Annotated in this window: 10 protein-coding genes; 6 read left to right on the top strand and 4 right to left on the bottom strand. The window is 41.8% G+C overall.

From position 1 onward, the window contains the following. Positions 1–125 precede the first annotated feature (125 nt). Positions 126–1,277 carry a DNA polymerase III subunit beta gene (gene dnaN / locus I8751_RS20260; RefSeq protein WP_214440910.1) on the top strand — a complete coding sequence of 384 codons (1,152 nt, stop codon included), beginning with the start codon at positions 126–128 and terminating at the stop codon, positions 1,275–1,277. On the opposite strand, the gene I8751_RS20255 is transcribed toward dnaN, so the two are convergent. The 4 genes from I8751_RS20255 to cimA form a co-directional block, all read right to left on the bottom strand. After that, positions 1,267–4,572 carry a GAF domain-containing protein gene (locus I8751_RS20255; RefSeq protein ID WP_214440909.1) on the bottom strand — a complete coding sequence of 1,102 codons (3,306 nt, stop codon included), beginning with the start codon at positions 4,570–4,572 and terminating at the stop codon, positions 1,267–1,269. The two genes, dnaN and I8751_RS20255, sit on opposite strands and share 11 nt — an antisense overlap. Before the next feature lie 365 nt (positions 4,573–4,937). Further along, positions 4,938–6,125 (bottom strand): TRC40/GET3/ArsA family transport-energizing ATPase, encoded by a 1,188-nt coding sequence (locus I8751_RS20250; protein WP_214440908.1) that lies wholly within the window; start codon positions 6,123–6,125, stop codon positions 4,938–4,940. Between the two features lie 392 nt (positions 6,126–6,517). Further along, positions 6,518–6,793, bottom strand: coding sequence for a hypothetical protein (locus tag I8751_RS20245; RefSeq protein ID WP_214440907.1), 276 nt, complete (start codon positions 6,791–6,793; stop codon positions 6,518–6,520). A 141-nt stretch (positions 6,794–6,934) separates the two neighbouring features. Further along, positions 6,935–8,575: a citramalate synthase gene (gene cimA, locus I8751_RS20240; RefSeq protein ID WP_214440906.1), complete on the bottom strand. Its 1,641-nt coding sequence runs from the start codon at positions 8,573–8,575 to the stop codon at positions 6,935–6,937. Positions 8,576–8,650: 75 nt separating this feature from the next. Here cimA and I8751_RS20235 point away from each other — a divergent pair, with 75 nt between their 5' ends. The 5 genes from I8751_RS20235 (at position 8,651) to I8751_RS20215 (ending at position 13,290) form a co-directional block, all read left to right on the top strand. Continuing rightward, positions 8,651–8,974 (top strand): 2Fe-2S iron-sulfur cluster-binding protein, encoded by a 324-nt coding sequence (locus tag I8751_RS20235; protein WP_214440905.1) that lies wholly within the window; start codon positions 8,651–8,653, stop codon positions 8,972–8,974. A gap of 36 nt (positions 8,975–9,010) precedes the next feature. Next, complete coding sequence (locus tag I8751_RS20230; protein WP_214440904.1) at positions 9,011–9,421, top strand: hypothetical protein; 411 nt, start codon at positions 9,011–9,013, stop codon at positions 9,419–9,421. Between the two features lie 95 nt (positions 9,422–9,516). Then, complete coding sequence (gene thiO, locus I8751_RS20225; protein WP_214440903.1) at positions 9,517–11,526, top strand: glycine oxidase ThiO; 2,010 nt, start codon at positions 9,517–9,519, stop codon at positions 11,524–11,526. A gap of 138 nt (positions 11,527–11,664) precedes the next feature. Next, positions 11,665–11,844, top strand: a complete 180-nt coding sequence (gene psb34, locus I8751_RS20220; RefSeq protein ID WP_214440902.1) for a photosystem II assembly protein Psb34 — start codon at positions 11,665–11,667, stop codon at positions 11,842–11,844. A 249-nt stretch (positions 11,845–12,093) separates the two neighbouring features. Further along, positions 12,094–13,290, top strand: a complete 1,197-nt coding sequence (locus tag I8751_RS20215; protein ID WP_214440950.1) for an RNA-guided endonuclease InsQ/TnpB family protein — start codon at positions 12,094–12,096, stop codon at positions 13,288–13,290. Positions 13,291–13,304: the final 14 nt, after the last annotated feature.

The following is a 13,304-nucleotide window of genomic DNA, read 5'->3' as shown; positions in this document are numbered from 1 at the left end:
AGGCGATCGCTTGGGAATATTTTTTATTATGAGCAATTGGTAAAGTCTAAAGCTGAGCATAAATTGTAGACTCCCCTATAGGTGGCAAGGATGCTACCATAGTCGTTCATCAGCTGCATCGGACTATGAAATTAGTTTGCGCCCAAAGCGATCTCAGTACCAATCTCTCACTCGTCAGCCGTGCCGTACCTTCACGACCGAATCATCCGGTACTTGCGAATATACTGTTACAAGCGGATGCTGAAACCAACCAAGTCAGTTTAACAGCCTTTGATCTTAGCTTAGGTATCCGCACCAGCTTTGATGCTGAAGTGTGGCAAGGAGGAGCGATCGCTCTACCTGCAAGGCTGCTTGTAGATATTACTTCTCGACTACCAGAAGGTGAAATCACCCTAGATGATGAATCAGCCGAAACATCTGGCGAAGGTTTAATAGTAACGCTGACACCAAAAAGCGGACATTATCAAGTCCGAGCAATGGGAGCTGAAGAATTTCCCGAACTACCAGTAATCGAAAATATAGAACCACTAAATTTAACTACCGCTGCCTTAATTGAGGGATTAAGAGGTTCGTTGTTTGCTACCAGCGGAGATGACACAAAACAAGTACTGACTGGTGTACATCTGACAGTTAAACAAGATACATTGGAATTTGCAGCTACTGATGGACATCGTTTAGCAGTTGTGGAAACTACTAATGAAAGTCCTCTTGGTGGTAGCGGTGAACTAGAAGTTACAGTACCAGCTAGAGCATTACGCGAATTACAGCGGATGTTGGCTCATAATGCTGCGTCAGATGAAGCGATCGCTTTATATTTAGATCAAGGTCAAGTTGTGTTTGCCTGGCAAAATCAACGCTTAACTAGTCGCACCTTAGAGGGACAATATCCCGCTTATCGGCAATTGATTCCGCGCCAATTCGAGCGCCAAGTCACAATTGATCGACGACAATTTATCAGCACTTTAGAGCGAATTGCCGTACTAGCTGATCAAAAAAACAATATTGTTAAACTCAGCATTGACAACACCGCCCAAGAAATTACTTTATCTTGTGAAGCTCAAGATGTAGGTAGTGGTAGAGAATCAATGCCTGCCCAAATATCTGGGGAAAATATAGAAATTGCTTTTAATATCAAGTATTTAATGGAAGGTTTGAAAGAGTTACCATCCTCAGAAATTCAAATGCATCTGAATCAAAGCCTTACTCCAGTGATTTTTACACCACTGGGTGGTTTGAAGATGACTTATTTAGCAATGCCCGTCCAACTTAGGAATTAGTAGTGATATGACAAACCGGAATTTCAATCCAAAATTCTGTGCCTATTCCTGGTTGCGAGTCACATTTAAAGATACCACCGTGCTTATCCACAACAATCTGGTAACTAATTGATAGTCCCAAGCCAGTACCTTTTCCTACTGGCTTAGTAGTGAAAAACGGATCAAATACTCTTTTCTTTACAGCTTCTGGGATTCCTCCACCATTGTCGGTAATGTGAATCACCACACTCTTAATATTGTCTTTAAGCTCTCCAACAGTAGTGCGGATAGTAATTTTATTTTGATGAGGTTCTGATTGATGCTCCTCGTAATTTTCTAGAGCATCGATCGCATTGCTCAAAACATTCATAAACACCTGATTCAGTTGTCCAGCATAGCACTCTACATAAGGCAAATCGCCGTACTCTTTGATGATCTCAATATTGGGACTTTCCGGTTTTGCTTTTAAGCGGTGCTGCAAAATCAGCAAGGTGCTATCAATGCCCTCATGAATATTCACCGCTTTCATTTCAGCTTCATCAAGACGAGAGAAATTTCGTAGGGACATGACGATTTGACGGATGCGATCAACTCCAATCTTCATAGAAGATAAAGTTTTGGGTAAATCTTCGGTGACAAATTCTAAATCAACCTCTTCTGAGCGTTCTACAATTTCGGGGCTGGGGTTGGGGCAGTGGTGCTGATAAAGATCTAGTATGCTGAGCAAATCTTCAGCGTATTCATTGACATGGGCAAGGTTGCCATAAATAAAGTTTACAGGGTTGTTAATTTCGTGGGCTACACCCGCCACTAGTTGACCCAAGCTAGACATTTTTTCACTTTGGATCAGTTGGGTTTGAGTTTGCTGCAATTCATATAAAGCTTGAGTTAAATCTTGCGCTTGTTGCTGCGTTTGGGTGAGTAGTTCAGCTTGTTGAAGTGCTACTCCCAGCTGGTTGCCAATCTGAGCGATAAATTTAATTTCCGAGTCTTCCCAATGACGGGGTGTAGAGTTTTGATAAGCTGCCAGCAAACCCCAAAGTTGTTGCCCAATAAAAATAGGTGCGATCGCATAAGCCCTGACTTGACATTGCTCCAGAAAAGCTACATGACATTCAGAATGACCAGCTTGATAAATGTCATCCACTGCAAAGGTTTCATTATGACGATATCGCCCACCTTGGGTTTCTTGCAAATAACTATCTTGCCAAACTGTATTTAGATCCACAGTTACCAACTTCATCCAGCCTTCACCGACAAATTCAGCAATAAACTCACCACTCCAATCTGCGTGAAAGCGGTAGACAGCAACGCGATCTGCTTGCAGCGATTTGCAAATTTCTTGAGTAGTAGTCTTAAAAATCGCTTGTAGATCTAGAGACTTGCGGATCTTGGCCACAACGTCAAACAGTACCCGTTGTTGTTCTGCTGCTTGCCGCAAATCTAATGTCTGTTGCTGTGTTTGCATGAGTAATCCAGCTTGTTGGAGTGCTACCCCCAGTTGAGCAGCAATCTGGCTGAGAAAATTAATTTCGGAAGCCTTCCATTGGCGTGACCCAGAATGTTGATAAGTTGTCAGCAAACCCCAAAGTTTTTGTCCCACAAAAATAGGTGCAAGCACAAAGGCATGAATTTGAAAATATTCTAGGTTGTCGATATGACATTGAGTGAATCCTTTTTTGTAGATGTCATCTACTGCAAAGGTTTCGTTATGGCGGTAACGTCCTCCTTCTGTATCTTGTAAGTAAGTGTCATTCCAAACCGTATTAAGTCCTAGTTTGGAATCATTTGACCAATGCGGAGTCGCAGCCTCAAAATCACCAACAAATTCACCACCCCAATCAGCACTGAAGCGATAAACAGAAACGCGATCAGCTTTAATTAACTTACAAACTTCTCTCGTAGTTGTTTGAAAAATCGTACTGGTATCAAGAGACTCACGAATCTTGGCAATTACTCCAAAAACGGCCTGTTGTTGTTCAGATGTCCGTTGCAGTTCAAATGTACGATTTTTAACTTGTTTTTCTAAATTGTCATTGAAGGCTTGTACTTGTTGATATAGTTCATACTGCTGAATTGCCGAGGCAAAGTGTTTACTAATTTCTCTAGCCAGATCAATCTCTTCGACTGTCCATTGCTGGGCTTGTGATGTTTTAGATTCGCGCCAAACATCAAATGATAGACGCGGATAGAGTTGCCTTTGGTCGGGGTCAAATTGACCTGCCCAGAGAGTTTCTGTATCTATTTCATTGCGAAATATGCTGAGATAACCTACTAACTGCTGACGATAGTGCAGTGGAATCATTAAAAGGCTACGAATTTTTGTTGGTTGAAAAGTTGCCTGTAAAATTCGCAAATTTGCAGTTTGATAGATGTCTGAAACGGCCCAAACATCATATTCATGAGACTTGTAATATTCTTGCCAAGCGCTATATTGCTCTATGAGTGGATATATCGTTTGTTCTGGCATCAGAGGTTGCTGTCCACAGGTATATACCTTGACGCAATTGCTCCCAGGTATTAAGCATTCTGATAAGTTCTTAAAACTGCCGAGATTAAAAGCTTCATCTCTAACGCAGAGTCTACCGCCAGAACCGCCAAATGCGGCTACTGCTGCTGCTAAGGCTGGCTGTAGCACAATTGTCGGTAATGAATGCAGTAGGGTAGCAATGCGGTTAATGATAGCTTCTCGTTCGGCTTTGGCGCGGGCTTGGGTGAAGAGGTTACTTTGGGCGATCGCTACTGATAATTGATCGACTACCATCTGCACTGCTTCTAGTTCATATTCAGAAATGAAACGGGTTTTGGCGTTATGAGACACCAAAAGTCCCCATAGTTGGTCTTGATGAAAAATGGGTGCTACTAAAGAAGACTTGACACCCATTGCCATTAAATATTCGGCATGACATGGGTCTAAGGGACGATAATGAATATCCTCCGATTGAGGTTCTGTTTGTGAGTTATCTAAGGGGCTGTGGCCAATTTGCCGCATATCGACATTGACAACAGAACGTACCCTTGACTTGATAAATAGTTCACGAGCATGAGGCGGAATATCATCAGCCGGAAAATTGAGTCCCAGTAGCGACGGTAAACTATTTTCATATATCGACTCAGCCACAACCTGACCGCTATCATCAGTGTGAAATTTATAAATCATTACTCGGTCAGTTCCCAGTAATGAACAGACTTCCGCCGTGGTCGTTGCAAGAATCTCCTCTAACTCTAGGGTCTGACGAATACGATTTGTAATACGGCGCAATACACTTTCTTGATCCAGATTTGCCCGCAAGTTTGATTGAGCGATCGATGACATGGCTTTTAAGTAATAAATTTCAAAAAAAATAAATTAGATTTTTATAAATCTAAAAACATTGTGAAATTTAATTAATTAGTTTGTCCACAGTAAAACTACTGGCAAAATATTCCAGAAAAATTTATGTTTGTTTATAATATTTCACGTTTTAAAGTAGAGAATAATTTATTGCTAAGACAGCATGAAGTGATTAATAAAACTTTGCCTTAAACATAGCATGTTAAATGTTGTAATAAACAGAAACTTAAAAGTCAAAAAAAAAGACGCGATGCATATAGCGTCTTTCTTAGAACCAAAGAAATTACACTTTCTTTTAAATTAGAATTTTTGACTTAATTACCTGTGATTTTTCTTTTGGGTAAGAATTAAACTTTTACATTGTCAGCAAAGCGAATTTTTAGATAGTCTTCTTCAATTTTTGCACCGGATGGTTGTAGTGCGGCTAATGCTTGTGGTAATACCAAGTTACGGCGATGGTTGCCAATAGTGATGTTTAATTCATCACCAGTTTTATTCAGAGTAACCTGATTTTTAGGGATGCCGGGTAAATAAATTTCCAAGCTATATTGGTTCTGTTCTTGCACAACTCTGATAGTTGTTTCTTTGTAGTAAACTTGGGTCGGATCTTCATCTTTATAGAGTGTTTCTTTCAACCTTTCTAGGGCTGGTAAACCACACATTTCCTCAGAAAAAAGCGGAACTTCCTTTACAGGCAAAGGGTGAAAGTTATCATGGATTTCCTGGCGATATTGGTGTTGGTTTTCCTTCCAACGTTGAAAAAATGGATCTTTGACTTCGCTAGGAATGATACGATTAGCCACTACTAAATCTGTTGCCACATTATATAAACTTAGGTAAGCATGAGCGCGCAGAGACTCTTTAATTACCATCTTTTCTGGATTAGTCACTAGGCGCACTGAGGTTTGAGTATTATCGGTTAATACCTTTTCTAGAGCTTCAATTTGCTCATAAAACTCGTAAGGTGCATCCATCACCTCTTTATCTGGTAAAGAAAAACCAGCGATTGGTCTAAATAGAGGTTCTACCAGTGGTCGAAGTGCTACCGAGATATTTTGAAATGGTTTATAAAAACGGCGCATATACCAGCCGCCGACTTCTGGTAAACTCAGCAGGCGTAAAGCTGTGCCCGTAGGGGCGGAGTCAATAATCAAAACATCAAACTCCCCTTCGTCATAGTGGCGTTTCATTCTGACCAAGCCAAAAATCTCATCCATCCCTGGCAGAATTGCCAACTCTTCCGCTTGGACTCCTTCTAAACCTCTTGCTTGTAAAACTTGAGTAATATAGCGCTTTACAGCACCCCAATTTCCTTCTAGTTCTTGTAGCGCATCTAGTTCTGCACCCCATAAATTGGGGCGAATCTCTTTTGGTGCGTGTCCCATTTCCAAATCAAAACTATCTGCCAAGGAGTGAGCCGGATCTGTACTCAAAACCAATGTGCGATAACCGAGTTCTGCACAGCGCAGTCCAGTAGCGGCCGCAACGGAGGTTTTTCCTACACCACCTTTGCCTGTCATCAAAATTACACGCATGAATAATTATGCCCTGTCTGAGAATTATTTACATTTATTTACATTATCGACTGTTTAAGGAAATATAGCAGGAGTCAGATCGCGTAGCGTCTCGCAGAAAAGGTAAAAACATTGCTATTCCTAGCATTGATCCTCTCAAAATGTCCTTATTTATACGCTCTTTGCTATAAATGCTGCTTTAACATGTTGAAGCGTGAACAGTGCTACTAACTTTATATAGAAATCATCTGGTCATGATACTATTCTAAACACTTTTGAGATAGTAGTTGATTAGAGAAATTCTGTAGGAGGTGCTGATACCAAAGCCAAAAGTTCTCCAACCGAATGCGAATTACTTTATTGCGATCGCACATCAATAATATTTGCCAAAGTCGATGCAGCAATCTAAATTTCTACTCATTTTTCGGCTGTTGCTGCAATAGCTGATCAAGCTTATCTTCCAAGGCTGAGAGTTTTTTGAGAATTGTAGGGCGATCGCCATCTAGAGAAACCAGTAAATTGGCTATTACTTCTTGTACATTTATTAGTCGTGCTACTGCATTCTGGAGTTGGATCATTCCTTCGCGGAGTTCCTGCCGTTCTTGTCGTGCATCAGCTATTTCATCTAACATAGCTTGAGCTGTTTTAGCATTACTCTCCATGAGTTGTTTGAGTTCTTTGTCAGTCATGGCGATCGCGCTTTGAGATTGGGGTCATTATTTATCATAATTTGTAGGTTGAATGGAGCGATCGCGAAATTCTGCATTTATACGGTGATTATCCTGGTTGATACGTGAGTTTTTACCAAAGTAACTTTGCAAGGTTTGTAATCAACTAGAAGTTGTCAATGCAGTTTCCGCCTGAAAATGTAACAACAAACCATATTCCAATCCCTCTACCACTGCTTGATAAGAAGCTGCCAGGATGTTAGTTGAAACTCCTACAGTCGTCCATCGTTGATAACCATTACCTGATTCTGCTAGTACGCGGGTTTTCGCAGCCGTGCCTGTATGTCCGTCAAGAATCCGCACTTTGTAATCTGTCAACTCAAAAGTAGCAAGTTGGGGATAGAAGTTCACCAAAGCTTTGCGTAAAGCGGCATCCAACGCTGCAACTGGGCCGTTACCTTCCGCAGCTTCCAAAATATTCTTGCCGTTGACGGCTACTTTGACTGTGGCTAGGGCATTGTTAGTTTCTTTACCCTCAACAAGGTCACAGTGAACTTGAAAGCCTTTGATTTCAAAGAACTGTTGACGACCCCCTAAAGCTTCATACATCAACAAAGCAAAACTGGCCTCTGCTGCTTCAAATTGATATCCTTCACTCTCTAAATCTTTGAGGCGCTGAAGAATTTGTCGGGCTTGTGGAGTTTGTTTATCCAGTTCAATCCCAAAAGTACGGGCTTTTGCTAAAACATTGCTGAGTCCAGATTGTTCGGAAATTACGATGCGGCGATGATTACCTACTTGTTCTGGTTGAATGTGTTCGTAAGTTAAGGGATTACGTTCTACTGCTGAAACATGAATACCACCTTTATGAGCAAACGCAGAACGTCCTACAAAGGGTGCATGTTCGTCAGGGGCAAGGTTCACTACTTCGCTAACGAAGCGACTAACTTCTGTAAGCTGATTTAGCTGGTGTTCTCCGATACAACTGTAACCTAGCTTCAGTTGTAAATTGGGTATTAACGAACAGAGGTTAGCATTACCACACCGTTCACCGTAACCGTTGATTGTACCTTGTACCATTCTTGCCCCTGCCATCACAGCAGCTAGGGCATTAGCCACTGCCATATCCGAATCATTATGAGTATGAATTCCGATTTGGGGAATTGTCATTGATTCTTGACTCACAAGAAATGACAAATGATTACTTACTGCTTGAACGGATTGGCTGACTTCGTGGGGTAGTGTACCGCCATTTGTATCACAGAGGACTAGCCATTCAGCACCAGCGGCGATCGCAGCTTCTAATGTCTGTAAAGCATAATCTTGATTGTGTTTATAGCCATCAAACCAGTGTTCGGCATCGTAAATTACGCGACGACCTTGCGAGCGAAAATACTCGACAGTATCGCGGATCATTGCCAAATTTTCTTCCAAAGTCGTCTTGAGACTTGCTGTGACGTGTAAATCCCAAGATTTGCCAAAAATTGTCACCCAGCGTGTACCCGCAGTCAAGATAGCTTGTAGCATCGGTTCGGCAGCAGCAGTGGTGTTAGGCCGTCGAGTTGAACAAAATGCAACAATTTCTGCAAGTTTTAGCGGATCTTCTTGCAGTTGCCAGAAAAACTGAACATCCTTAGGATTGGCACCCGGCCAACCACCTTCAATGAAAGGTACTCCCAGTTGATCAAGTCTTTTGGCAATGCGTAACTTATCTTCTATAGAAACTGATAACCCTTCGCGTTGAGTGCCATCCCGTAATGTGGTGTCATAGAGCCAAATTTGAGGTGAGGGATTTGTGGTCATAAGACAGAGACTTTCGAGACAACTTTTAAGGCAATGTGCCAAGATACAACAAGCCACTTTGGCAATTTAAGACAAATGCCCAAGATAATAACTCAAGGAAAAACAATTGAGTGCGATCGCGGAGCTAATTTACGCAAAATTTTGCTGCAAAATGGTATTGACCTCTACAATGGCGGTGCTAAGGTAATAAACTGTCGAGGAATTGGCAGTTGTGGTACTTGTGCGCTCAAGGTAGATGGTGAAGTATCTGCGGCGAATTGGCGTGACAAAGCGCGGCGTTCGCTTCCTCCCCATTCTCCTACAAGAGACCTGCGTTTAGCCTGCCAAACTCAGGTTATGGGCGATGTGACAGTGACAAAATTTGACGGATTTTGGGGTCAAGGTTCTCAATTAGTATAGAAACCAGAAGGTTAGGTTACAAAGGAGACAAATAATATGGGTAGATGGACACCGCTAATTCTGATGGCTGGAGGCTTGGCTATTTTGCTAGGTACATTACTAGGTATCAACTTTCCTATGGGGGGACAACAAAGTGCTAGTAACACTCCCAGCGGCAGAAAATCACAGGTTCTCCCAGCTAATATTAATGTTAATAGCTCTGCTCCCAGTAGGAATAGGGGTAATAATACCGCAACTGAAGGTAGGAGTGGTGTTGCCCAAGAGAATTTCAACACTAATGAAGATACAAATAGCACTGCCGAAGACAATAGCAGTTCTAATGAAGCTAGGACTAGTGTTGCCCAAAATAACGCTCCCAGCGATTCATTTCCATCTTCTGACACTACAACAGATACGTCATCAAGTGATAGTAATCAGGGTAATGAACCGATTCGGGCTTTGTGGTAGTGGTTAGTTACAAGTTATTTAGTTATGAGTTATTAACTATGAGTTATTAGTTATGTACTAATAATAAGTGTCTAATGATCAATGACTCATGACTAATGACTAGTGACATTTTAATTATTGGTGGCGGCGTTATTGGCTTGGCAATCGCCGTTGAACTTAAACTGCGCGGGGCAAATGTCACCGTGCTTTGCCGTGATTTCCAAGCTGCTGCCACTCACGCTGCTGCTGGGATGTTAGCACCAGATGCAGAACAAATTTCAGATCAAGGGTTGCGTTCTTTATGCTGGCGATCGCGTTCTTTATATCCAGATTGGACGCAGAAACTAGAAGATCTGACTGGTTTAAATAGTGGTTATTGGCCGTGTGGCATTTTAGCACCCGTTTATGAAGATAGCAAAGAAGATTTTCCCTCATCTCACGCCCGTGAATCGCCTGCTTACTGGTTAGATGAAGCTGCAATTCATCAATATCAGCCAGGATTAGGAAAAGAAGTTGTTGGTGGCTGGTGGTATCCTGAAGATGCACAAGTTAATAATCGCTCCTTAGCACATTTACTTTGGAGTGCCGCTGAGTCCCTTGGCATTGAACTCAAAGACGGCATTACAGTAGAAGCATTCATACAGCAAAAGGGACAAGTGATTGGCGCACAAACTAGCGCCGGAGTAATTGATGCTGGTCATTATGTTTTAGCCGCAGGTGCTTGGTCAAATGAATTATTACCGCTACCCGTAAAACCGCGAAAAGGGCAAATGCTGAGTGTGCGAGTGCCGGAATTTGTACCAGAATTGCCTTTAAGGCGAGTTTTATTTGGGCAAGATATTTATATCGTACCCAGACGCGATCGCACAGCATATCCCAAGGAGATGCGTTCTATTATTATTGGGGCAACTAGTGAAGATGTTGGCTTTACCCCCGACAACACCCCCGTAGGTATTCAAACTTTACTCCAACAAGCCATCCGCCTATATCCCCAATTACAGCATTATCCCATCCAAGAATTGTGGTGGGGATTTCGCCCAACTACGCCTGATGAATTACCCATCCTTGGCAATAGCTATTGTCAGAATTTAACCTTGGCTACAGGTCATCACCGCAATGGTATTTTGCTTGCGCCTGTAACCGCAGCATTGGTTGCCGATTTAATCTGGGAACAAAAATCTGACCCTTTATTGTCTCATTTCCACTATTCTCGCTTCCAAACTCAATCATCTACCTCCATGCTGACCCACTTTGCTAATTTCACTAACGGGCATCGCCCTGCTATATCCCCGCAAAATTCCTGTACAGACGCGATTAATCGCGTCTGTACTCTGGATTCTCCATTGACTATTGCAGGGAAAACTTTCCAATCACGGCTGATGACAGGAACGGGTAAATATCGCACCATTGAGGAAATGCAGCAAAGTATTGTTGCTAGTGGTTGTGAGATTGTCACCGTGGCGGTGCGGCGGGTACAAACTAAAGCTGCTGGACATGAGGGTTTAGCAGAAGCATTAGATTGGAAAAAAATTTGGATGTTACCAAATACCGCTGGTTGTCAAACCGCAGAAGAGGCAATTCGTGTAGCCCGTTTGGGGCGAGAAATGGCTAAACTCTTGGGTCAAGAAGATAATAACTTTGTGAAGTTAGAAGTGATACCTGACCCTAAATATTTACTTCCTGATCCAATTGGGACATTGCAAGCCGCAGAACAATTAGTCAAAGAAGGTTTTGCTGTCTTGCCCTACATCAATGCTGACCCAATGTTAGCGAAACGTCTAGAAGATGTAGGCTGTGCCACAGTTATGCCTTTAGCTTCACCCATTGGTTCAGGACAAGGGCTGAAGACAACTGCTAATATCCAGATCATTATTGAAAATGCTGGCATACCAGTGGTAGTAGATGCCGGCATTGGTGCGCCATCAGAAGCCGCCCAAGCGATGGAATTAGGGGCAGATGCCTTATTGATTAATAGCGCGATCGCTCTGGCTCAAAATCCCGCAGCAATGGCTCATGCTATGAATTTAGCAGCAGTTGCCGGACGTTTAGCATACCTTGCCGGTAGGATGCCAATGAAAGACTATGCAAGTGCCAGTTCACCACTCAGCGGTACTATTACGAGCTAGTTAATAGTCAATAGTCTAAAGTTTTTTGACTATTGACTTTGGACTTTTAATTAATGTTACGATTCGTCTTTGGGTGTGAGAGTATAATATGTAGATTTCTGTAACATTAGTAAAAGATTCAGAATAAGGAACTAATTCATGCCCTACACAAGCGAAGAAGGCGGTCGCCTGAATAATTTTGCCCAAGAACCAAAGGTTTACCAAGCAGAGCCTCCTACAGAGGGGCAAAAACGTAACTATATTGTCTTGGGAGTCGCCGCCACAGCTTTGGTTGGTGGCTTAATTTTTGTTGCCTTCTCTGTTTCCAATGTCAGTTGAGGATAAACAATTTTAATAAAAACTAATTTTTAATTCTTCAGGTTCCCATTTTGGTAGGAGCCTGGTTTTTTATTTTTTGTTAAACTGACACAAGTATTCAAAGTATCTAATTATACTTTTATCTTTTAATTAATCTAAAAGCCTGATTTATTATAAAATTTGACCAAAAATAATGGGATACAACCCCCGTCCTTCTAGGACGGCTTGATGTTATTATAGTCTTTGATACCACTCATGTCAGTATCAAACGTGTTTATCTACGAGTACAAAGTCAATCCAAAACCACAACAAATAATCGCCATTAACGAAGCTATTCGGACATCTCAATTTGTCCGAAATAAAGTACTGCGTTATTGGATGGATAATCGTGGTGTTGGCAAGACAGAGATGTTTAGATACAACACACTATTAAGAAAAGAGTTTAAATTCGTAGAAGAGTTAAACTCTCATGCCTGTCAAACTGCTGTTGAAAGAGTTTTAAGAGCAGTTAATCGCTTTTACGAGAATTGTAAAAAGCAGATTCAAGGGCTAAAAGGGTATCCAAAGTTCAAGAAAAATACTCGATCGGTGGAATATAAAGTCTCTGGCTGGAAACTATCAGAAAACAGAAAGCATATTACTTTCACAGACAAAAAAGAAATAGGCACTCTCAAACTAATAGGTTCTAGAGACTTGAATTTTTACCAAATAGAACAAATCAAGCGAGTTAGGATTGTGCGTCGTGCAGATGGTTACTACGTGCAATTCTCGGTACAACTAGACCCTAGAGATACAGTTAAGCCATTAACCCCTAGTCAAAAAGCGGTGGGCATCGATGTCGGTATCAAGTATTTCTTGGCAGATAGCCAAGGAAATATTGAACCATCCCCGCAGTTTTATCGCCAAGGAGAAAGACAACTTAATAAACTGAATCGGAGAAAGTCTAAGAAGTATAAAAAAGGTAAATTCCAGTCCCGAAATTATCACAAAGCTAGGGTTAGATATGCCCGTAAACATTTAAAAGTAAGTAGGCAGCGAGAAGAGTTTTGCAAGAGAGTTGCACTCCGCTTAGTGAAGTCAAACGACCTGATTGCCTATGAAGATTTAAATGTGAAAGGCATGGTTAAAAATCGACATCTAGCTAAGTCGATAACAGATGCAGGGTGGTCAATTCTTCGCCGTTGGTTGGATTATTTTGGCTACAAATACGGGAAAATAACAATCGCTGTTTCTCCCTATAATACAAGTCAAAACTGTTCCAATTGTGGCAAGAAAGTTCAGAAGTCCCTATCAAATAGAACTCATATTTGTTTATGTGGATTTGTCGAGGATAGGGACGTGAACGCAGCGATTAACATCTTGCAGAAGGGGCTAAGTACGGTAGGGCATACCGGATCTTATAAGCTTGGGGAGTTTGATCCTCTAGCTTCGTTGGAGCAATCCTGCGGGGTTAAGATTGAACTGTGAACCAAGAATCCTCG

This window comes from Atlanticothrix silvestris CENA357 (genome assembly GCF_016056295.1).
Lineage (GTDB): Bacteria > Cyanobacteriota > Cyanobacteriia > Cyanobacteriales > Nostocaceae > Atlanticothrix > Atlanticothrix silvestris.
The sequence above is the reverse complement of the archived record's forward strand: the minus strand, read 5'-3'. Positions and strand labels throughout refer to the sequence as shown.

Coding starts and splice junctions, on each gene's coding strand:
- thiO (WP_214440903.1), top strand. CDS start 9,517: ATGACTAGTGACATTTTAATTATTGGTGGCGGCGTTATTGGCTTGGCA.
- psb34 (WP_214440902.1), top strand. CDS start 11,665: ATGCCCTACACAAGCGAAGAAGGCGGTCGCCTGAATAATTTTGCCCAA.
- cimA (WP_214440906.1), bottom strand. CDS start 8,575: ATGACCACAAATCCCTCACCTCAAATTTGGCTCTATGACACCACATTA.
- I8751_RS20245 (WP_214440907.1), bottom strand. CDS start 6,793: ATGACTGACAAAGAACTCAAACAACTCATGGAGAGTAATGCTAAAACA.
- dnaN (WP_214440910.1), top strand. CDS start 126: ATGAAATTAGTTTGCGCCCAAAGCGATCTCAGTACCAATCTCTCACTC.
- I8751_RS20235 (WP_214440905.1), top strand. CDS start 8,651: ATGCCCAAGATAATAACTCAAGGAAAAACAATTGAGTGCGATCGCGGA.
- I8751_RS20250 (WP_214440908.1), bottom strand. CDS start 6,125: ATGCGTGTAATTTTGATGACAGGCAAAGGTGGTGTAGGAAAAACCTCC.
- I8751_RS20230 (WP_214440904.1), top strand. CDS start 9,011: ATGGGTAGATGGACACCGCTAATTCTGATGGCTGGAGGCTTGGCTATT.
- I8751_RS20255 (WP_214440909.1), bottom strand. CDS start 4,572: ATGTCATCGATCGCTCAATCAAACTTGCGGGCAAATCTGGATCAAGAA.